We start from the raw sequence: 21,499 nt of genomic DNA, 5'->3' as shown, positions 1-21,499 counted from the left end.
TTTTCTTATTTAAAATAGTGTAATTTACTTGTTAAAATGTTTCTGCAAAATAGTAAATCATTTGGCTAAAATAATATCTTTGTTTCTAATTTTAAACCAATGGAAGTTTTATTACTATATTTTTTATTTATAAATGTTCTGGTTTTTATTTTCGCTGGATATGACAAATCTCAAGCTCGAAAAAATAACCGAAGAATTCCTGAAAAAACCTTGTTTCTCATGGCTTTAGCTGGAGGCTCGCCAGGGTTATTAACAGCAATGTTACTATTTAGACATAAAACGAGTAAAACTTCTTTTATTGTGAAGTTTGTTTTGATTTTAATAATTCAAGCATTACTTATAATTGCCTTTATGAATTACAAAAAGTAGATATTAACATTGTTGATAACTCAAAAAACATTGATCTCATACAAGTTTAAATAATTGAATTATAAATACTTAAATAAAAAAACGGGCAAATTAAAAAATCGGCCCGGTGTGTTTATTACTAGGTGCGAAGCACCGAATTTTTTTTTGACTTTTTATGCACAAGCAATTTTATTCACTCTATTTTGGTGTCTACCACCTTCAAAAGCGGTATCAAGGAAAGTTTCAACGATTTCAACAGCTTGATGAATTGAGGTAAATCTTGCTGGAATACTCACAATATTTGCATCATTATGTAAACGAGTTAAATAGGCAATTTCTTTAGTCCAGCATAAACCAGCTCGTACTTTAGGGTGTTTATTAACAGTCATTGCAATTCCGTTTCCGCTTCCGCAGATTACGATTCCAAAATCAGCTTTTCCTTCAGATACATCATTTGCCACTGGATGTCCAAAATCAGGATAATCAACAGAAGCATCAGTATCTGTACCATAGTTAGTTACTTCATATCCTCTAGCTTTCAGCATTTCAACAATTGCTTTTTTATATTCTGGTCCTGCGTGGTCGTTTCCTATCGAAATTTTCATTTTTCTATACTATTAAGTTGTGTTATGCAAATTTACTCAATTAATAAATTGTTGCTACGAATTACACCAATTTTCACAAATTATTTTCTTTTTCAATACTATATAAACATTCTAATATAAGTTCGTACACATTCGTGTAATTCGTTTCAAAAAAACAAGAATCACAACTATCTTACTGTCAAAACCTTATAGGTTATTAACAATTTTAATAACTCTATAACTATCTCATAATCAATGAAGAATAAACAGAATATTTGTTAAAATTTTGAGGTGTTAATAGGAGTTTGTAATTACTTGATATTCAATTAACTTTAAGTTAACAGAAAATGTTAATAAGTTCGAAAAGAAAATTAGAAGTTTTTTTTGGTTGTTTCAAAAAAATGCCTAATCCAAAAGAGGAATTAAATATGCAAGAAAAGTTTCGTGAATTTTTAGAAAAGTTATCAATATCAAAAATACCATTTTCAACAGAAATCAACATATCAACTTATCTACAAAATCAAATCAAATTTGGTTGTCAACCGTTGTTAATTAAAATACAAAAAGTCTTATAAATTAATCATTTAACCAAAAATAACTATGTTGATAACTCACAATAACTAAGAGAAACTTGATTTCAATACTTTTAAAAATAAATTTATTCGACATATTAACACACTATAATAACCAACAAATTTTTTTAAATTTTTAAAAATCTTTTTTGTTGTATTTAATATATGTTGAAAACTAAAAAAGTTGAAAAGGAAAAAAATTTTTTGATGAATTGAATTTTGTTCTGTTTTGAGTTTTGTTTCAGACGATTTTCAACGGATTATTGAGATTGTCAAAATTGTCGGTGCTCTGTTCAAAATCTTTAAAATTGAGTTTCGAACTCTATTTCTTCAAATTGTTGATTTGAGAAAGAAATTTATTGCTTGTAGAAATATGTATATTTACCTGAAATATAAATTATTGATGTATGAAGAAAATTTTACTTTTTATTTTGTTTCCTATTTTATCTTTTGGACAAACTGAGATTGGAACCATAAATGGAAAAAATGATTATGATACAATGGGGCAATCTATTTCTTTAACTCCAGATGGATCAACGATTGCAATTGGTTCTGCATTTAATGCTGACAACGGTACAGGTGCAGGATTAATTAGAGTTTATCAAAGGATATCTAATGTCTGGAAGCAAGTTGGAAATGATATATATGGTGAAAAAAAGGAAGATTATCTTGGACGACATTTAACACTTTCTGGTGATGGAAAATTTTTGGTTTGCTGTGGTTATACTTCTTCAGGGGCTAATTATGTTAGAATGTATCGAAATGTTTCTGGAAGTTGGATAAAACAGACAAATAATCTTGATTTTTCAACACTTTCTAGACCAGATAAGGTTGTTATATCTAATGATGGTAATGTATTGGCTTTTGGCTTTTCGGAAGAAGATCATGCTGGTTTTGACTCAGGTACAGTTAAGATATTTCGAAATAATTCAAGCAATTGGCAACAAATAGGTGAAGATATTGATGGAGAAGCTTCAAATAGCAAGTTTGGAAAAAGTATTTCTCTAACTCCTGATGGCTCTAAAATTGCTATTGGAGGATACCAAAATAGTGGAAGTTTTTTAAATGCTGGATATGTAAGAGTTTTTAGTAACGTAGATAATAAATGGATTCAAATTGGAAGTGATATTGATGGAAAGGTAAAAAATGCTAATTGTGGTTTTTCAGTTTCTTTATCTTCAGATGGAAATACAGTAGTTGTGGGCGCACCTGGGATAGATCAAAGTATAAGTTATGGCTCTGTAAGCGTATATCAAAATGAAGGAGGTGTATGGAAACAAAAAGGAAATACATTTTCTGGAACTCAACAAAATAATCATATTGGTTATGATGTAGCTTTATCTTCTGATGGTTCTATAGTTGCTTTTAGTGATAATCAAAATAGTGATATAATATATAATGCGGGACAGACAAAAGTATATAAGTATGCTAATGGTAATTGGAACCAAATTGGAGATAATATTAATGGAACAGGTTATGATTTAAGCGGTACAAAAATTGCGATTTCTGCCGATGGTTCTATAGTTGCAATTAATGCTTCAATAAGTGCTGGAGGCGGAAAAAGTAGAGGAGAAATCAGAATATTTCAATTATTTGGAGAATTAAATACAAATAAATTTGTTCTAAATAATTCTAGAATTTTTCCTAATCCAGCTTCACAAGTTGTAACTATAGATCTTCAGGAAAATTTGAATTTACAAAAAGTAAATATTTACAATATTCTAGGACAATTAATTAGAACAGAAAATAATAAGGTTATCAATGTAAATTCTTTATCAAATGGAACCTATTTATTTGAAATTGTTACAGATAAAGGAAAAGCAACAAAAAAAATCTTGATTAATTAAAAAAATGATTAGAAAGGCTGCCAAATGGTGGCCTTTTTTTATCTATACAATTTTTAAAGGATTGTTGAGATTGTCCAGAATTTGTTGGACTTCTTCGAAATCGTTTGGATGAACTTTGAGTTTGATGCCACCGAGTGCGTTGGAGTAAAACGGCATGACAGAGAGTGTCATTTCGTTTTCAAAAAAGAATGGAATTCCTTCTTGTTCTAGTAAGTGTTTGAGAACTACGGTTTCGTGCAGATAATTGAATACGGCAATCGTTTTGAAGCTTTCCATTTTAGGTCTTTTTGTAAATGTACGAAAAGTTATATTTTTAATAATTCTATTTGCTAAAAAGTATTATCTGATATCTTATTTGTAATTTTAAGCCTTATTAGAAAAGATATATGAGTAAGAAAATTAGAAAGCCGATAAAAAAGGAGAAAGATTTCTCTGGAAAAATACTTAAGATTTTATCGCAAAATGCTAATAAACCTTTCAATTACAAACAAATAGGAGCTAAGCTAGAATTAGATGATACAAATAGTAGAAATCAGATTATAAAAGAACTAAAGATTCTTGCAGCTCAAAAGAAGATTATAGAAACAGAACCTGGAAAATACTTGATTAAAGCAATAAGCCAGGACTACTACGAAGGAACAATAGATATGACGAGCAGAAAAACGGCATATTTTATTTGTGATGAATTTGAAGAAGATGTTTTTATTCCGACCAATAATTTGAATCGTGCATTAGATAAAGACAAAGTAAAAGTTTACGTTTATAACCGTAGAAAAGGAAAAAGACCTGAAGGTGAAGTAATTGAAGTAGTCGAAAGAGATAAAACAGAATTTGTTGGTGTAATTGATATGCAGCCAAATTTTGCTTTTGTTTCTACTGCAAATCCTAAAATGTATACCGATATTTTTATTCCAAAAGATAAAATTGGTGAAGCAGAAAATGGTGATGTTGTTTTAGTTAAGATTGAAGACTGGCCAAAAAGAGCCGATAGTCCGTTTGGATCTGTAATTCGAGTACTTGGAAAACCTGGAGAACATAATACAGAAATTCATGCTATTCTAGCTGAATATGGCTTGCCAGCAGATTTTCCTGTTGAAGTAGAGGTGTTTGCACAAAAGCTGGACACTTCGATTCAGGAATCTGAAATTGCAAAACGTCGTGATATGCGTGATACACTTACGTTTACGATTGACCCAAAAGATGCAAAAGATTTTGATGATGCATTGTCTTTCAAAAAGTTAGAGAATGGAAACTTTGAAATTGGAATTCATATTGCCGATGTTTCGTATTATTTAGAAGAAGGAACAATCTTGGATGATGAAGCGTATCAAAGAGCTACTTCGGTTTATTTGGTCGATAGAGTAGTGCCAATGCTTCCAGAAGTATTGTCTAACTTTGCTTGTTCACTTCGTCCAAATGAAGAGAAATATACATTTTCTGCAGTATTTGAAATTTCACCAACTTCACAAGTTATTAACCAATGGTTTGGAAGAACAGTAATTTATTCTGATCAACGTTTTGCTTACGAAGAGGCTCAGCATATTATTGAAACGAAAGGAAATAATACCATTCCAGTTGATATTTCTATTACCGGAGAATCGTATATAGTTTCAGATGAAATTGTTGAAGCCACTTTAAAATTGGATGAATTAGCTAAGATTTTAAGAAAGAAAAGAATGCAGCAAGGCGCTATTTCTTTTGATAAAGTGGAAGTTAAATTTAATCTTAATGAAGAAGGAGAACCAGAAGGAGTGTACTTTAAAGTTTCAAAAGATGCCAATCATTTGATTGAAGAATTTATGCTTTTGGCTAACAGAAAAGTAGCAGAATACATTGGTAAACAAAAGAAAACCTTTGTTTACCGTATTCACGATGAACCAAATGAAGATAAACTGGTTGCCATGCAAACTGTAATTGCTAAGTTTGGTTATAAAATTGATTTTAGAACAAAAGGTGATATAGCGAAATCGATAAATGCTTTGATGGAAGAAGTAAATGGTAAGAAAGAACAAAATCTTATTGATACTCTTGCCATTAGAAGTATGAGCAAAGCCAAATACTCCACTGATAATATTGGTCATTATGGTTTAGCTTTTGATTATTATAGTCATTTTACATCGCCAATTCGTCGTTATCCAGACGTTATGGTACACCGTTTGTTACAATATTATTTGGACGGAGGAGCTTCTGTAGATGAAGAAACTTACGAAACCAAATGTCTGCATTGTTCAAACATGGAAAACTTAGCAACAAATGCTGAGCGAGATAGTATCAAATACATGCAGGTTAAATACATGCAGGATCATCAGGATGAAGAATTCCTTGGAGTTATTTCTGGTGTTACCGAATGGGGAATTTATGTTGAAATCGTTTCTAATAAATGTGAAGGAATGGTAAGAATCAGAGAAATAAAAGAGGATTACTATACTTTTGACGAAAGACAATATGCATTGGTTGGAGCAACTTCAAACCGTTTACTACAATTAGGAGACGAGATTTATGTGAAGGTAAAAAATGCCGATTTAGTTAAAAAACAACTGGATTTTCATTTTTTAAGAAGAGCAGAATAAATAATTAATTTAAAAATAAAAGTATGAGAAAGCTAATTATTGGAGCAGCAATTTTATTTGTACAAATGTCTTTTGGTCAGGTTACCAAAGATTTAGGTGATTTTGATACCGTAAAAGTATTTGATAAATTAAGTGTAAAATTAGTTCAGTCATCTGAAAATAAAATTATTATCAAAGGAGCAAGAGAAGCAGAGGTTGAAGCGGTTAATAAAAATGGTATTTTAAAATTAAGAATGCCTTTCCCAAAACTTTTGTCTGGAAATGATCTTGATATTACATTATACTACAAACATTTAGAACTTATTGATGTTAATGAAGGAGCAGAGGTAAAAAGCAGTGAAGCTATCAAAGCAACTTCTTTTAAAGTAAGCGCACAAGAAGGAGGTGTTATTAATGTTGATTTGAATGTTGATAAACTCAAAGTAAGCTCTGTTTCAGGAGGTTCTATCACTTTGACAGGAAAAGCAGAAAATCAAGTTGCAAGTTTAGGAGCAGGAGGTTATTTACTTGCTAGTAAATTAGAGACTTCTCAGACTACTGTAAGCGTTTCTGCGGGAGGAAAAGCAGATGTTAATGCTTCTACCCTTGTCGATGCAAAAGTGAGCGCAGGAGGCTCTATTTACATTTATGGAAAACCAAAGCAAATAAACCAAAAAACTGTTTTTGGCGGTAAAATAGAAGAAGTAAAATAACAAGTAGCAATTGATGATTAATGATATTCTAGCGGGACTTCCCTGGGGACTTGTTCTTAGTTTTATGGTAGGTCCTGTATTTTTTGTTTTATTAGAAACCAGTATTACAAAAGGATTCAGAGCTGCAATGGTTTTTGATCTTGGAGTAGTACTAGGTGATATTTTTTTTATTGCTATTGCTTATCTAGGAAGTTACCGTTTGATTTCGAGTTTAAAAGACGATCCAGCGCTTTTTATTTTTGGAGGAATAATTATGCTTTCCTACGGTATTATTTCGTTTGTAAAACTAAAGAAAGAGGAAAAAATAAACGATGAAGAAATTGATCGTGACATTCTGAAAAGAAACTATGGAAGTTTGTTTGTAAAAGGCTTTTTACTGAATGTTATTAACATCGGAGTTTTAGGCTTCTGGCTAGCAGTAATTATCTCTGTAGGACCAAAGTTAGATATGCAGACTTCAAGAATGATGACCTTTTTTGCTGCAGTAATTATCACTTATTTATTAATTGATTGTGCTAAGATTTTATTAGCCAAACAGTTAAAATCGAAAATGACGCCAACTAATATTCTTAAAATTAAAAAAGGAATTAGCATTGTTTTAATGGTTTTCGGATTTGCTTTAGTAATTCAAGGCTGGTTTCCAAAGGAAAAAGAAATGGTTAAAAATGCTTTCGAAAGAATAGAGAAAAAGTAGGTGTTAATAACTCAAAAATATAAAATCAAACCTCTGAATTTCAGAGGTTTTTTTGTGTTTATAACGTTCATTAAAGTTGACTCCAGTTTGTCATTCTGAGGAACGAAGAATCACACTAGGGACTCGACAAAGATTGGCGATATTGTTTACGAAATTTCTAGTGTGATTCTTCGTTCCTCAGAATGACAAGATTGTGAAAAAATTAAGCACAAAAAAAGAGATACATTTTAGACTGCACCCAAAAGTTTAGACAAATTAATAATTAAGTTTTATAATAATGAGCTCGATATTGTATCGGGCTCATTCCTTTTAGATTAAGTTTAATTCTGTCATTATTATAATAATTTATATACTCGATAATCTCTTTTTTCAATTGATTAATGGAAGTGTATTTTTTAAGATAAAACAACTCTGATTTTAATATTCCAAAGAAGTTTTCAATTATTGCATTATCAAGACAATTACCTTTTCTGGACATGCTTTGCATAATTCCTTTTTTCTTTAATAAATGCTGATATTGTGTCATTTGATACTGCCATCCTTGGTCAGAATGCAGAGTCAGATTAGTATTGTCCGGTATTTTTTTAAATGCTTTTTCAAGCATATTTAAAACTTGATTAAACACTGGTCTTTGCGATAAGTCATAGCTGATTATCTCTCCATTAAACAGATCGATTATCGGCGATAAGTATAATTTATTGCCAGAAACATTAAATTCAGTGACATCGGTTGCCCATTTCTGGTTAGGTATATCAGCCTTAAAATTGCGCTGTAGCAGATTAGGGGCTATCTTTCCCTGCTCTCCTTTATACGATCTGTACTTCTTGATTCTGATTAGACTTTTTAATCCTAAAAATTTCATCAATCGAAGCACTGTTTTGTGATTAATTAAAATCCCCTCTTTTTTGAGTAATAGAGTAATACGTCTATATCCTAATCTGCCCTTATGATAATTGTAAATCTGTTTAATTAAATCTTTTATCTCTTGATATTTATCGATTACCTGACCTTTCTTTTCATAGTAATAATACGTGCTTCTAACCATGTTCATACAATTTAGTAAAAGATCTAAATCATACTTATGCCTTAATTCCATTATGGTTTGAGCTTTTTGTTTTGATTGGCTTGCTCGGCTTGAACTAAGGCGTTGAACTTTTTTAGAATTTCGTTCTCAGCGCGCAGGTACTCTAACTCCTTTAAGAGTTCCTCTTCCCTGGTTAAAGGTTTGTCTGTTTTTCGTTGCTTTCTCTTAAAATTCATAACTGCTGGTCTGCCACGTGATTTAAGTTCTAAGCCTGCCAAATCATCTTTTGCATATTTTCTTTGCCAGCTTATTATGGTTGACTGCGCTGGAATTTTGAAAATCAAGCAGGCTTCATCCAAAGATAATGACTTATTTTGAATGGTTTGTATCACTTTTAATTTAAAGTCTACAGTATAAACTTTATTTTTCTGCCTTGGTAAAAGACCTTCAATTCCAAATTCATTATAGCGGCTAATCCAGCATGTAAGGTTGCTTTCAGCTATCTTGTTTGCTCTAGCTGTGCCTTTAACCGAGTTATGCCTTTTCATAACTTCTTCTACACAACGAAGTTTAAATTCACAATTGTACTTGACTTTTCTTTCCATAAAAATGCCCCCAAATAGTGTCTAACTTTTTGGGGGCAGTTCATTTCTGTATCTCTTTTTTGTATCGTTCAGATTCGAACATAAATCTTTATCTAATTTTTTCTAAAAATTAAACATAAAAAAACCTTCAAATTGCTTTGAAGGTTTTAAGGTATCGTCTGGATTCGAACCAATATATTTTAATTAATTTTTTCTAAAAATTAAACATAAAAAAAACCTTCAAATTGCTTTGAAGGTTTTAAGTTATCGTCTGGATTCGAACCAATATATTTTAATTAATTTTTTCTAAAAATTAAACATAAAAAAAACCTTCAAATTGCTTTGAAGGTTTTGAGGCATCGTCCGGATTCGAACCGGAGTAGGAGCTTTTGCAGAGCCCAGCCTAGCCGCTCGGCCACGACGCCATTACTTGAACGGTTGGCAAAAGTAACTAAAATCTTTAAATTTCAAAAGTTTCGAATGAACTATTTTAAAAAAATACAGATTTAATTACAGTGATTACTTTCTAATTTCCGTCATTTTTATAGTAACTGACTCAACATCACCACCAATAGGCGGATTTATTTTAGAAACCCAAACTGTAGTTTTTTCTACTGTTTCTATCTCTGCCAGCACACGAATATTGATTCTTTTGGCAACATGCTCTAATAAATGCGAACGAATTGCCATTTCTTCGGCTACAATTTTGTTCAAATGAACATAATCTACAGTGTCTAAAAGATGATCTGTTTCTGCTGATTTCTGTAAATTGGTTTTAATTTTTAGATCAACAGTATAATCAGATCCAATTTTTCCTTCTTCAATTAAACATCCGTGGTAAGAAAAAGTACGGATATTTTTCAGTTTTATAACTCCCATTTTTATATTGTTTCATGTTTAAAGTTTCAGGTTATGTGCCACTTAAATAACTTTAAACCTGAAACCTGAAACCTTTTTTTTATCTTTGCTAAAATTACTATAAAATAATGGCATCAGAAGAGAAATCACTCAATTTTATTGAACAAATCATAGAGGAAGACGTCAAATCAGGTCTTTCAAATACTAAACTTCGCTTTCGTTTTCCACCAGAACCTAATGGTTATTTACACATTGGGCACGCAAGTTCTATTGCGTTAAATTTTGGTTTAGGAATTGATTATCAATCTCCTGTGAATTTACGTTTTGATGATACAAACCCTGAAAAAGAAGAACAGGAATTTGTTGATGCTATTAAAAAAGATGTAGAATGGCTAGGATACAAATGGGCCGAAGAATGTTATGCATCAGATTATTTCCAACAATTATACGATTGGGCAGTTTTATTAATTAAAAAAGATAAAGCTTATGTTGACAGCCAATCTTCTGAAGAAATGGCGATCCAGAAAGGAACTCCAACAACTTCAGGAACGGATAGTCCATACAGAAATCGTTCTGTTGAAGAAAACTTAGATTTATTCGAAAGAATGAAAAACGGTGAATTTGAGGCTGGTACACATATTCTTCGTGCAAAAATTGACATGAAATCAACAAACATGTTAATGCGTGATCCTATCATGTACAGAATTTTACATAAAGAACATCACAGAACTGGAGATGCCTGGAAAATTTATCCAATGTACGATTGGGCACACGGACAAAGTGATTATTTAGAGCAGATTTCGCACTCATTTTGTACACTAGAATTCTTGCCTCATCGTGAATTATACGATTGGTTTTTAGATCAGATTTTAGATGAAAATAAACTGCGTCCAAAGCAAAGAGAATTTGCTAGACGTAACTTATCACATACCGTTGTTAGTAAAAGAAAATTACAGCAACTAGTTAAAGAAAAGCATGTTAACGGTTGGGATGATCCAAGAATGTCAACCATTTCTGGATTAAGAAGACGTGGTTATACAGCTGTATCTTTGCGTAATTTTGCTAATACAATTGGTATTGCAAAACGTGATAATCTGATTAATGTATCGGTTTTAGAATTCTGTATTCGTGAAGATTTGAACAAAATTGCACCTCGTGTAATGGCTGTTTTAGATCCGGTAAAACTGGTAATTACTAATTATCCAGAAGGAAAAGAGGAGTGGTTGGAAGCCGAAAACAATCAGGAAGATGAAAGTGCAGGTTTCAGAAAAGTGCCATTTTCTCGTGAGTTATACATTGAAAGAGAAGACTTTTTGGAAGAAGCTCCAGCTAAGTTTTTCCGTTTGACTTTAGGAAAAGAAGTTCGTCTTAAAAATGCTTATATTATTAAAGGTGAATCTGTTATAAAAGATGCTGAAGGTAATATTACAGAAATTCATGTAACGTATGATACCGATTCTTTAAGCGGAAGCGGAACTGAAGCAAGCCAAAGAAAAGTATCTGGAACATTGCATTGGGTTTCAATCCAGCATGCATTGGAAGCAGAAGTTCGTTTGTACGATCGTTTGTTTACAGATGAAGCTCCAGACAGTTATAAAGAGAAAAACTTCTTAGATTTTGTGAATCCAAATTCATTAGAAATTGTAACCGGATTTGTTGAACCAAGTTTATCAACAGCTCAAAATGAAGATAAATTTCAGTTTCAACGTTTAGGTTATTTTACTGTTGATAAAGACTCAACTGCTTCAAAACTAGTATTTAACAAAACTGTTGGATTGAAAGATGCTTGGGAAGAAAAGGGTAAAAAAGAAGAAAATAGCATCAATAATTCTTTGAAAGATATTAACAAATATTTTAAAGTTGAGACTAAACCCGAGCGTATTGCAATTGAAAGTGCGATAGGGGAGAACATCAAAAATATCTCTACTTTTTCACTTTTACAGAATTCTTTGAAGAAGAATATCAACAATAATAAGGCTTCGCTGTTATTTTCTCAATTTATTTTGAAGTATTCAAACTGGAAATCTACAGATTTTGAAGAAGAAGATATTAAGAAATTATATTCAATGTCTCTAAAAAGTGAATCGACTTATGTAAGGTCAAAAGCACTTTTAAATTTAAGGGATATTGAAAGTGAAAGTTTCAAAAATCAATATGATGATGAAATTTTGAAATTATATTCAAATCCACCAAAAAATGCTTCTGAAAGAGAAATTGAAATTCTTTCTGAAATGGTGAAGAAGTAATATCAACTAAATTTATGAAAAGCGCTTTTATAAGCGCTTTTTTTTATTATATAGATTAACTATTAAAATATATAAATTTATAATTTTTATAGATTAAAAGTGACTTTCATAAATTGATTTTAATAGAAAATAAAAATATGTTGGATAAGGAATTCATTTTTTAAGTTTTAGCTTATTTAGAGCCTTTATTTTAATTTTAGTCTTTTTTAAGTGCAGATTTTGATCTGAGAATAGTTATTATAAATTTATTTGATTAATATTTAATTTTTAATTCATTATATATATTATTTATAAAATCTATTATATTTTAATTTTTAATTTATTTTATAGATTAAAAAAAACTTTCATAAATTAATTTTAAGAGGAAATAAAAAATGGTTAAATAGAGAAGACCTTTTTTAAATTTTCATGTAACAAAACTCCTTATTTCATTTTTTTGCTTTTTTGACTCCAATTTTCTTCTCTAAATCTTAAAACTTCAGTTTTTTCCTAATTTTTAAAATTTTGACTTCAATTTTTAGTTTATAAGTTTTATTTATTGATATTTATTTAATTTAAGTATTTAATTATTATTTATTTAATTGATTGTAAAATTAAAAATAATAGTTTTTCTAGATTGATTTTAACCTTCATAAATTGATTTTAAGACGTTTTTAAAACTTGATTGATAGATAACTCATTTTTTAGATTATTGTTTATTTACGGTCTTTATTTAACTTTTTACTGTTATTTTAGTCAGTTTAACGGGTTGTTAACACACAATTGTTTATAAAACTGCTATTTTTAACTCAATACCAAAAGTCAGAGATGATTTTTGTAAAAAATTAAAATTTGCCGTAAAGAATCTAAGTTGAAATTTATTGTTTTTAGAAACTCGTAATTTTTATAACAATAGATTTTCAAAACTGATTTCCTAAAAAGACAATTTTATGTTCTGATTTTTATTATGATGTAATTTTGATAATATTTCCCGTAAAAGATATTTTTTCAAATTGTATCATAATGTACAAAATTCCATAATGTTGAATTTGAGTGAAAGTTTAGTTTTTAAATTTCAGGTCTGACAATTTTTAATTTAAATCTAATTATCATGAAAATTTTATATTTCGCAGTAGCGCTATTATTTGCAAACGTTGCAATTTCGCAAACACATCAAATTACAAAACACAATGGAGAACAACTTGATGTAAATTTTATTAAAAACGAAAATGGCTTTGTTTATTATTCTTTAAACGGAAGTTCTGAAGAAATCAAAATTAGTAAACATGCTGTTTCATCAATTACAAACAAACAGAGTAAACAAACTCAGAAAGTTTCTGATAAAATAGTAGTGGATTCAAAAGATGATTACAAAATGGTAACTGTTCTGCCACAAGAAAAAACAATAGGACTGAAACAAGTTGCTAGTTTTACTGGTGTCTCAACAAGGACAAAAGGGGAACCGCCAATTGCAAATCAGAACCAGACTGCTATGAGAATCAAATCTAAGTCGGCTTCAAATGGATATCCGTTTGTTAGCATTGTTGAAAAAGCAGATGGTAAGTATGAAGCTGTAGCTTATGTGTATTAATAATATTGTTAATTTTGTGTAAATTGCAATTAATCAAAGTTTTATCATTTTAAAAAAGAGTATCTTTATTAATAATTTTAAATTGTAACTATCATGTCTAAGAATTTAAATACAGCAGCAGCAATTTTAGCTGCAGCAGCTGCAGGAGCGGCAATTGGAATTTTATTTGCTCCAGATAAAGGATCAAAAACTAGAGCAAAAATTAAAGAAGGTATAGATGATGCCAAACATAATCTGAAAGATTCTTTTGATGCCAGCTCTGAAGTTCTTCGTGAAAAATTTACGAGTGCTACTCATAATCTTGACGGAACTTTGAATGAGTTACTTTCTAATGTCAGCCATAAAACAGAAGAAGTAATCACTTTTTTAGAAACTAAATTGGCTGATTTAAAAGCACAAAACGCTAAATTTCAGAAATAATAATTGTACAAAGCACATTACTTGCTTATTTTTATAAGAAAGTTTTGTGCTTTTTTTTATCTAAAATTTTAATTATGGCTTTTGAAGAATTAAAAGAAAGCACTGAAAAAGTTCAAGGTCAGGCTAAAGAATATATTGATAGTCATTTAGCTTATTACAAACTTTGGGGTTTTAAGGTTGCAATGAAATCGACAACTTTGATCTTTAAGTTTACCTTGATTTTATTGTGTTTCAGTATGGTTATGATTTTTGGATCTTTTGCCGCAGCGTATGCTTTTGGTTCTTTGTTTGAAAGTAATGCTCTCGGATTTTTGGCAGTAGGAGGGATCTATCTTTTCTTTACCATTTTACTTTTCTTTCTAAAGGATAAGTTTGTTGAAGGACCAATTTTGGAGAAATTTTCAGAAATCTTTTTTAATGATTAATTATGGAAAGAAAAAAATACTCTTCGTATGCTGAGATTGAAAGGGATCTGGAAATTCTAAAACTAGAAAAAGATATCAATTATCAAAAATTGGTTTTAAGTTTTCAGAAAACTAAGGAAAGCATAACACCGCAAAATATTGTAAATGGTTTTATTTCATCTTATACAGGTTATGTCAAAAAATCATTTCCAGAAATTTTACAATCTATTTTACCATTTGTGATCAATTGGTTTATAAATAAAAAAAGAGGCAATTAAGCCTCTTTTTTATTTTGTAAAATTATTATTGAACATCTGGTTGAATGTCATCTTCATAACCAGACTGTGGCTGAATTGGTTTTGGTTTCTCTACTTTTTTATTGTGTTTTTTCATCATTTCGCCAACTTGATTTGATGCTGTAAATGATGCAACCATATTATTTAACATGTCACTACCAGCTTGTGGAGAATTTGGAAGTAAAATTAAATTAGAATTAGCATCAGCTCCAATTGCTTGCAAAGTATCATAATGTTGTGTCACTACAATTAGGGCAGAAGCTTCTTGAGAATTAATTCCAACATTGTTCAAAACTTCAACACTTTCTACAAGACCTCTTGCAATTTCACGACGCTGATCTGCAATACCTTGTCCTTGTAAACGTTTACTTTCTGCTTCGGCTTTTGCTTTTGCAACGATTCTAATTCTTGAACTTTCAGCTTCAAATTCAGCAGCCGTTTTTTCTCTATCAGCAGCGTTGATTCTATTCATTGCATTTTTTACCTGAATGTCTGGATCAATATCAGTAACTAAAGTATTGATGATATCATATCCGTAAGTAGACATTGCTTCGTTCAATTCACGTTTTACTGCAACTGCAATATCATCCTTTCTTTCAAAAACATCATCCAGTTTTAGTTTAGGAACTTCGGCACGAACGACATCAAATACGTAAGAAGTAATTTGATCGTGTGGATATTCAAGTTTATAAAAAGCTTCATATACTTTTTCCTGAATTACTTTGAACTGAACTGAAACTTTCATTTTGATGAAAACGTTGTCTCTAGTTTTAGTTTCGATGATAACATCTAACTGCTGAATTTTAAGATTTACTCTTCCGGCCAATCTATCAACCAACGGAATTTTAAGTTGTAATCCTGAATTTCTAACACTCTGAAATTTTCCAAATCGTTCAATAATAACAGACGATTGCTGTTTTACAGTAAAGAAAGACGACATGAAAATGAAGAATGCCAATACTAAAAAGATAATAAATGCTGTACTCATGGTTATGTAATTTATATTTATGATTCTGGTAAATTACGAAAATTCTTCTAAATTAAAATTTTAAAACATTAAAAAAACGCTAAGAACATTTGTGACATGTTTCTTAGCGTTTCTATTTTTTAAGTTGATTCTAATTATAAAGTTTCAATCGCTTTCTGAATTCTCGAAATAGTTTCTTCTTTTCCAATGATTTCAACAATGTCAAATAGATGAGGACCTTTAAGCGCTCCAACCAAACTTAGACGGAAAGGTTGCATTACTTTACCCATTCCGATTTCATTTTTGGTTAACCAATCTTTTACGATTGTTTCAATATTTACAGAAGTAAAATCTTCAATATTTTCTAAAACAGAAATTAGTTCTTGCATTAAAGTAGGAGTTTCTTCTTTCCAATTTTTACTTGCTTTTTCATCGTATGATGTTGGAGCCTGAAAAAAGAAATCAGTTAGATCCCAAAATTCTGATACAAAGTTTGCTCTTTCTTTAATCAAAGAAACAATACGAGTTGTCACTTCAATTGGAGTAGAGAACCCTTTTTCTTCTAAAATAGGAGAGAAGGTTTTGGCCAAATCAGCATCATTTTGTTTTACTAAATATTGGTGATTGAACCATTTGTTTTTCTCTGGATCAAATTTTGCTCCAGCTTTGTGAACTCTGTTCAAGTCAAAAGATTGAGCTAATTCTTCTAAAGAAAATAATTCTTTATCTGTTCCGTCATTCCATCCTAACAAAGCAAGGAAGTTTACAACTGCTTCCGGGAAAAATCCTTTTTCTCTATAACCAGATGAAACGCCTTCTTCAGTTTTCCATTCTAATGGAAATACTGGGAATCCCATTTTGTCTCCATCTCTTTTTGATAATTTACCATTTCCAATTGGTTTCAAAATCAAAGGTAAATGCGCAAATTCTGGAGCTTCCCAACCAAAAGCTTTGTATAATAAAACGTGAAGTGGCATAGAAGGCAACCATTCTTCACCGCGAATTACATGTGAAGTTTCCATCAAATGATCATCAACAATATTGGCTAAATGGTAGGTTGGCATTCCGTCACTTTTAAATAAAACTTTATCATCCAAAAGATTAGTTTCAAACTTCACATCACCACGAATAATATCTTTCAAATGCAAAGTTTCATCAACTGGAGTTTTAAAACGAATTACATAATGTTCTCCATTTGCAATTCTTTTAGCAACTTCGTCAGCAGAAATTACAAGAGATGTATCTAGTTTTTCACGATTGGTGTGATTATAAATAAATGTTTTTCCTTCAGCTTCTTGTTCTTTTCTCAAAGTATCCAAAGATTCTGGAGTATCAAAAGCATAATATGCCCAACCAGAATTGATTAATTGATCTGCATATTGCTGGTATAAATCTTTACGTTCGCTTTGTCTGTATGGACCAAATTTTTCATTTTTTCCAACTGTTTCTTCGGGAGCAATTCCTAACCATTCAAGAGCTTCCATAATGTAAGCTTCTGCACCTGGAACAAAACGAGTCTGATCTGTATCTTCAATTCTCAGATAAAAAACACCATTATGTTTTTTTGCAAATAAATAATTAAATAGGGCAGTACGAACTCCGCCAATATGTAACGGTCCAGTCGGACTTGGTGCAAAACGCACACGAACTTGCTTTGACATTTGTTTAAATTTTGTTGCAAAGATACGTTTTATGATTTTAGATTTCAGAATGTTGATTTTAGATTTTGAAATCTTAGAACCTTAGCCTCTTAGTAACTTAGAATCTTAAAAAGGTATTATTATAATTACTACTTTTATAGGTTATAATTAAAACAGATTTATTTTGAAAACATCATCTGCGATATATCAAAAGCTAGAGGCTTTCATTAAGAAATATTATACCAACGAATTGATAAAAGGGATATTACTTTTTACTGGTTTTGGTTTACTATATTTTCTATTTACGCTTTTTGTAGAGTACTTTCTTTGGCTAAAACCTCTGGGAAGAACTTTTCTATTTTGGTTATTTGTTGGAGTTGAAGTTTTCCTTTTGGTCCGTTTAATTATTTTCCCTTTGTTTAAATTATTCAAACTTCAAAAGGGAATTGATTATACTCAAGCTTCAAAAATTATTGGAAATCATTTCACAGAAGTGAGTGATAAGCTGACGAACTTTTTGCAATTGTCTTCTGAAAATAATAATGAAAGTTCGGAATTGGTTTTAGCTTCAATCGAACAAAAAGCAAATTCTTTGCAACCAATTCCGTTTGGAAATGCAATCAATTTTAAAGCAAATAAAAAATATTTACCATTGGCTTTAGTTCCAATTTTACTTTTTGCGGTGTTTTATATTTCTGGAAATAGTAATATTATTTCGCAAAGTTTGAATAGAGTAGTGCATTTCAATTCTGCTTTTTTACCGCCAGCTCCTTTCAAATTTGTGGTTTTGAATTCGAATTTGCAAGCAGAGCAAAACAAAGATTTCGTGATCAAAATGGAATCTGTTGGGAATATAGTTCCAGAAAATGTAATGATTCATATTGGTGATGAAAGTTATTTTATGGAATCTTCTCAACCTGGAAAGTTTGAATTTAAAGTGGAGAAACCAGCAGAAGATATTCGTTTTTCTTTTGAAGGAAACTCGGTAGTTTCTGAAGAGTATGATTTGAAAGTTATCACTGTTCCATCAATTGCAAACTTCGAGATGGTTTTGAATTTTCCTTCTTATCTAAAGAAAAAATCAGAGACAATTCAAGGAACTGGAAACGCAATAGTACCTGAAGGAACAACTGTAACTTGGAAAATGAACACCAAATCTACGCAAGAAGTAGCGTGGAAAAGAGACAATGAAGTTTTTAAGTTTAATAAGGTAGAAAATGAGTTTAAATTGGCTAAAAATATTAGTCAAAATACAGAATATCAAATTCTTACGTCTAACGATAAGGTTAAAAACTACGAGAAATTGGACTATCAGCTGTCTGTGATAAAAGATCAGTTTCCAACCATCAATGTGGGGCCAGCGCCAGATAGTTTGAAGTTAGATAAGAACTATATTCTAGGTAGATTGGGTGATGATTATGGACTTTCGAAACTGCAAATTGTTTACTACGAACGTAACAAACCTCAGTCTGCTAAGCGTGGAAACATTCCTGTAAAGGCAGGAGTATTTGATCAGTTTGTTTTTAATTTCCCAAGCAATCTCCCAGTAGAAGAAGGAGTTTCCTATGAATACTATTTTGAAGTTTTTGATAACGATGCTCCACACGGATTTAAGTCTACAAAGTCTTCTACATTTTCAGATCGTGTAGCTACAACAGATGAAATTCAAGATCAGGAATTACAGCAACAAAATCAAAATATTAATAGTTTATCTAAATCTTTGAAGAACCAAACGAAGCAGATTTCAGAAATGGATAAGCTTCAGAATACCGGAAAAGAAAAAGATAATTTAGAGTTTAAAGATCAGCAGAAGATCAATGATTTTATCAAACGTCAGAAACAACAAGACGAAATGATGAAACAATTCTCTGAGAAAATGAATCAGAATCTAGATAAATTCAAAGATGATAAGAAAGATAAAACTGCTGAGGATTTGCAAAAGCGTTTAGATAATGCACAGAAAGATTTAGAAAAGAATCAGAAATTATTAGACGAATTAAAGAACTTGAACGATAAGTTAAACAGCGAAGAACTGTTTGATAAGATGGAAAAGTTCAAACAAATCAGTAAAAACCAATCTCGTAATTTAGAACAATTGGTGGAGTTGACCAAGCGTTTTTATGTTTCTAAGAAAGCAGAGCAAGTTGCTGAAAAACTAAACAAACTGTCAGAACAACAAGAACAGTTATCTAATAAAGAGAAAGAAAATACGAAAGAGAAGCAAGATGAAATCAATAAATCTTTTGATAAGATTCAGGAAGATTTAAAGGATTTGAAAGAAGAGAATAAGACTTTGAAGAAACCTTTGGATATTCCATCTGATGCTTCTAAAGAGAAAGATGTAGATAATGATCTTAATAAAGCTTCTGAAGAATTGAGCAAAAAGAATACTTCTGCGGCTAAGCCAAAGCAGAAAAGTGCAGCTAAGAAAATGAAGTCTATGGCTCAAGAAATGCAGAACGAAATGGAAGGTGGAGAACAAGAACAATTGGAAGAAGATGTAGCAATGCTTCGTCAGATTCTAGATAATCTTTTGGCTTATTCTTTATCACAAGAAGATGTGATGAAACAGTTCAAAGCAATGAAATTGGGTTCCTCTACATTTACAAAGAACATCAAGATTCAGCAGAATTTGAAACAGCAGTTTAGACATGTTGATGATAGTTTGTTTGCACTTTCATTACGTAATCCAAAGGTTGCAGAAGACGTAACTAAAGAAATTGGAAACGTACAATACAACATGGACAAGGCTATTGAAACTTTAACCGATGTTCAAATTCCTCGTGGAGTTTCACACCAACAATATGCAGTTTCATCTGCTAATAAGTTAGCCGATTTCTTGAGTGATTTATTGAATAATATGCAGATGTCTATGTCTAAACCGGGAGCGGGAAAACCTAAACCAGGAGACGGACAAGGAATGCAATTGCCAGATATTATTCAGAAACAAAAAGGACTTGCTGATAAGATGAAAGAAGGTATGAAACCTGGACAGCAATCTGGAGATAAACCTGGAGAAGGTAAAGATGGAAAGTCGGGACAAGGGCAAAATGGACAAGGGCAAAATGGACAAGGAAAAGAAGGTCAGGGTAAAGAAGGACAAGGTAACAAAAGTGGAGATAAAGGTTCTTCTGGTAAAGAGGGTAAGAGCGGAAAAGGAGAGAAGAATGGTAATGATGGTGAAGATGGAGAAGGAGGTGCAGAAGCTATTATGGAGATATACAAAGAGCAAGTTAAACTTAGAGAAGCATTGCAAAAGGAGTTAGCAAAGAAAGGTTTGGATGCTCAAGGAAAATCTATAATAGATCAAATGAAACAATCTGAAAAGCAGATTTTGAACAAAGGATTTAAGAATGAGAACCTGCAGCGTATACTAAATATACAACAAGAATTATGGAAATTAAACAACGCAGTTCAGCAACAAGGGCAAGATACACAAAGACAATCTGAAACTAATAAGGCTGAATTTAGTAATCGTTCAAATGCTTTGCCAAGTTCATTATTGGAATATTTAAACAGCGTTGAGATATTAAACAGACAATCACTACCTTTGCGCTCGAATTTTAATCAAAAAGTTCAAGAATACTTTAATACAAAATGATAAATTTTAATTACGAAACAGATTTTACTTTAGGAGACGAGCAGGCTTTTAGTGACTGGCTAAGTGCTGTAATTGTTTCTGAGAATAAGAATGAAGGAGAGATCAACTATATATTTTGTGATGATGAATATCTACATAAGATCAATGTTGAATATCTAGATCACGATACACTTACAGATATTATTAGTTTTGATTATACTGTTGGTAACGAGTTAAATGGAGATATTTTTGTTTCTGTAGAACGGGTTGCAGACAATGCAAAAGACTTCAATGTTTCATTTACTGAAGAACTAAAGAGAGTGCTATCTCATGGTATACTACATTACTGTGGATACAAAGATAAGTCAGAGAAGGAAGCTGAATTAATGAGACAGAAGGAAGAAGAGAAGATGAAGATGTTTCACGTGGAACGGTAATTAAATCTCTTTTAAGATGTATGTTCCACGTGAAACGTTCTGGTTTTTGATTTTCTTAAACGTTCCACGTGAAACATGTTTAAGAAAATAAAAGAGTTTTATAACGTTCCACGTGGAACGTTATAGTAAAGAATTCGAGTAGAAGATTAAATCGTTCCACGTGGAA

At 31.0% G+C, this 21,499-nt stretch carries 19 protein-coding genes and 1 tRNA gene; 13 read left to right on the top strand and 7 right to left on the bottom strand.

Features of this window, described 5'->3' with window-relative positions; genetic code table 11:
• Nucleotides 1-99: 99 nt before the first annotated feature.
• Entirely contained in the window at nt 100-369 is a 270-nt protein-coding gene (locus QLQ95_RS08325; protein ID WP_095930572.1) for a DUF1294 domain-containing protein, read from the top strand.
• 152 nt (nt 370-521) lie between these two features.
• Here QLQ95_RS08325 and rpiB read toward each other — a convergent pair whose 3' ends face one another.
• Nucleotides 522-953 carry a ribose 5-phosphate isomerase B gene (gene rpiB, locus QLQ95_RS08320; protein WP_008465784.1) on the bottom strand — a complete coding sequence of 144 codons (432 nt, stop codon included), beginning with the start codon at nt 951-953 and terminating at the stop codon, nt 522-524.
• Nucleotides 954-1,333: 380 nt separating this feature from the next.
• Here rpiB and QLQ95_RS08315 point away from each other — a divergent pair, with 380 nt between their 5' ends.
• Entirely contained in the window at nt 1,334-1,507 is a 174-nt protein-coding gene (locus tag QLQ95_RS08315) for a hypothetical protein (RefSeq protein WP_482503386.1), read from the top strand.
• A 404-nt stretch (nt 1,508-1,911) separates the two neighbouring features.
• Nucleotides 1,912-3,351, top strand: a complete 1,440-nt coding sequence (locus tag QLQ95_RS08310) for a T9SS type A sorting domain-containing protein (RefSeq protein ID WP_095930571.1) — start codon at nt 1,912-1,914, stop codon at nt 3,349-3,351.
• A 42-nt stretch (nt 3,352-3,393) separates the two neighbouring features.
• Here the strand turns inward: QLQ95_RS08310 and QLQ95_RS08305 are convergent, their stop codons facing one another.
• Complete coding sequence (locus QLQ95_RS08305) at nt 3,394-3,627, bottom strand: putative signal transducing protein (protein WP_095930570.1); 234 nt, start codon at nt 3,625-3,627, stop codon at nt 3,394-3,396.
• Between the two features lie 110 nt (nt 3,628-3,737).
• Here QLQ95_RS08305 and rnr point away from each other — a divergent pair, with 110 nt between their 5' ends.
• The 3 genes from rnr to QLQ95_RS08290 are packed head-to-tail and all read left to right on the top strand — an operon-like array spanning nt 3,738 to nt 7,307.
• A complete protein-coding gene (gene rnr / locus QLQ95_RS08300) occupies nt 3,738-5,921 on the top strand; it encodes a ribonuclease R (RefSeq protein WP_320495366.1) in 2,184 nt (727 codons plus the stop codon).
• A 23-nt stretch (nt 5,922-5,944) separates the two neighbouring features.
• On the top strand, nt 5,945-6,613 hold the full coding sequence (locus QLQ95_RS08295; RefSeq protein WP_095930568.1) for a head GIN domain-containing protein: 669 nt from the start codon (nt 5,945-5,947) through the stop codon (nt 6,611-6,613).
• A gap of 13 nt (nt 6,614-6,626) precedes the next feature.
• Nucleotides 6,627-7,307, top strand: a complete 681-nt coding sequence (locus QLQ95_RS08290) for a LysE family translocator (RefSeq protein ID WP_095930567.1) — start codon at nt 6,627-6,629, stop codon at nt 7,305-7,307.
• 262 nt (nt 7,308-7,569) lie between these two features.
• On the opposite strand, the gene QLQ95_RS08285 is transcribed toward QLQ95_RS08290, so the two are convergent.
• The 3 genes from QLQ95_RS08285 to folB all read right to left on the bottom strand — a co-directional run bounded on the left by QLQ95_RS08285 (nt 7,570) and on the right by folB (nt 9,794).
• A protein-coding gene (locus tag QLQ95_RS08285; protein ID WP_414655674.1) for an IS3 family transposase occupies nt 7,570-8,936 on the bottom strand; the annotation gives its coding sequence in 2 pieces (ribosomal slippage) (nt 7,570-8,468 and nt 8,468-8,936; 1,368 coding nt in all).
• 333 nt (nt 8,937-9,269) lie between these two features.
• Nucleotides 9,270-9,340, bottom strand: a tRNA-Cys gene (locus QLQ95_RS08280).
• 94 nt (nt 9,341-9,434) lie between these two features.
• Entirely contained in the window at nt 9,435-9,794 is a 360-nt protein-coding gene (folB, locus tag QLQ95_RS08275; RefSeq protein WP_095930566.1) for a dihydroneopterin aldolase, read from the bottom strand.
• A gap of 107 nt (nt 9,795-9,901) precedes the next feature.
• On the opposite strand from folB, the gene QLQ95_RS08270 reads away from it, so the two are divergent.
• The 5 genes from QLQ95_RS08270 (at nt 9,902) to QLQ95_RS08250 (ending at nt 14,691) form a co-directional block, all read left to right on the top strand.
• Complete coding sequence (locus QLQ95_RS08270) at nt 9,902-12,019, top strand: glutamine--tRNA ligase/YqeY domain fusion protein (RefSeq protein WP_482503382.1); 2,118 nt, start codon at nt 9,902-9,904, stop codon at nt 12,017-12,019.
• A gap of 1,090 nt (nt 12,020-13,109) precedes the next feature.
• A complete protein-coding gene (locus tag QLQ95_RS08265; RefSeq protein ID WP_095930163.1) occupies nt 13,110-13,589 on the top strand; it encodes a hypothetical protein in 480 nt (159 codons plus the stop codon).
• Between the two features lie 93 nt (nt 13,590-13,682).
• Entirely contained in the window at nt 13,683-14,009 is a 327-nt protein-coding gene (locus QLQ95_RS08260) for a YtxH domain-containing protein (protein WP_095930164.1), read from the top strand.
• A 74-nt stretch (nt 14,010-14,083) separates the two neighbouring features.
• Nucleotides 14,084-14,434: a competence protein gene (locus QLQ95_RS08255; protein ID WP_095930165.1), complete on the top strand. Its 351-nt coding sequence runs from the start codon at nt 14,084-14,086 to the stop codon at nt 14,432-14,434.
• Nucleotides 14,435-14,436: 2 nt separating this feature from the next.
• Nucleotides 14,437-14,691, top strand: coding sequence for a DUF6327 family protein (locus QLQ95_RS08250; protein WP_095930166.1), 255 nt, complete (start codon nt 14,437-14,439; stop codon nt 14,689-14,691).
• Between the two features lie 25 nt (nt 14,692-14,716).
• Here the strand turns inward: QLQ95_RS08250 and QLQ95_RS08245 are convergent, their stop codons facing one another.
• Complete coding sequence (locus tag QLQ95_RS08245; protein WP_095930167.1) at nt 14,717-15,697, bottom strand: SPFH domain-containing protein; 981 nt, start codon at nt 15,695-15,697, stop codon at nt 14,717-14,719.
• Between the two features lie 134 nt (nt 15,698-15,831).
• Entirely contained in the window at nt 15,832-17,337 is a 1,506-nt protein-coding gene (gene gltX, locus QLQ95_RS08240; protein ID WP_320495372.1) for a glutamate--tRNA ligase, read from the bottom strand.
• A gap of 163 nt (nt 17,338-17,500) precedes the next feature.
• Here gltX and QLQ95_RS08235 point away from each other — a divergent pair, with 163 nt between their 5' ends.
• Nucleotides 17,501-20,917, top strand: coding sequence for a coiled-coil domain-containing protein (locus QLQ95_RS08235; protein ID WP_320495373.1), 3,417 nt, complete (start codon nt 17,501-17,503; stop codon nt 20,915-20,917).
• On the top strand, nt 20,914-21,333 hold the full coding sequence (ybeY, locus tag QLQ95_RS08230; protein WP_320495374.1) for an rRNA maturation RNase YbeY: 420 nt from the start codon (nt 20,914-20,916) through the stop codon (nt 21,331-21,333). Before QLQ95_RS08235 ends, ybeY begins: the two co-directional genes overlap by 4 nt.
• The last annotated feature ends 166 nt before the right edge of the window (nt 21,334-21,499 follow it).

The organism is Flavobacterium sp. B330r, assembly GCF_056824325.1.
The sequence above is the reverse complement of the archived record's forward strand: the minus strand, read 5'-3'. Positions and strand labels throughout refer to the sequence as shown.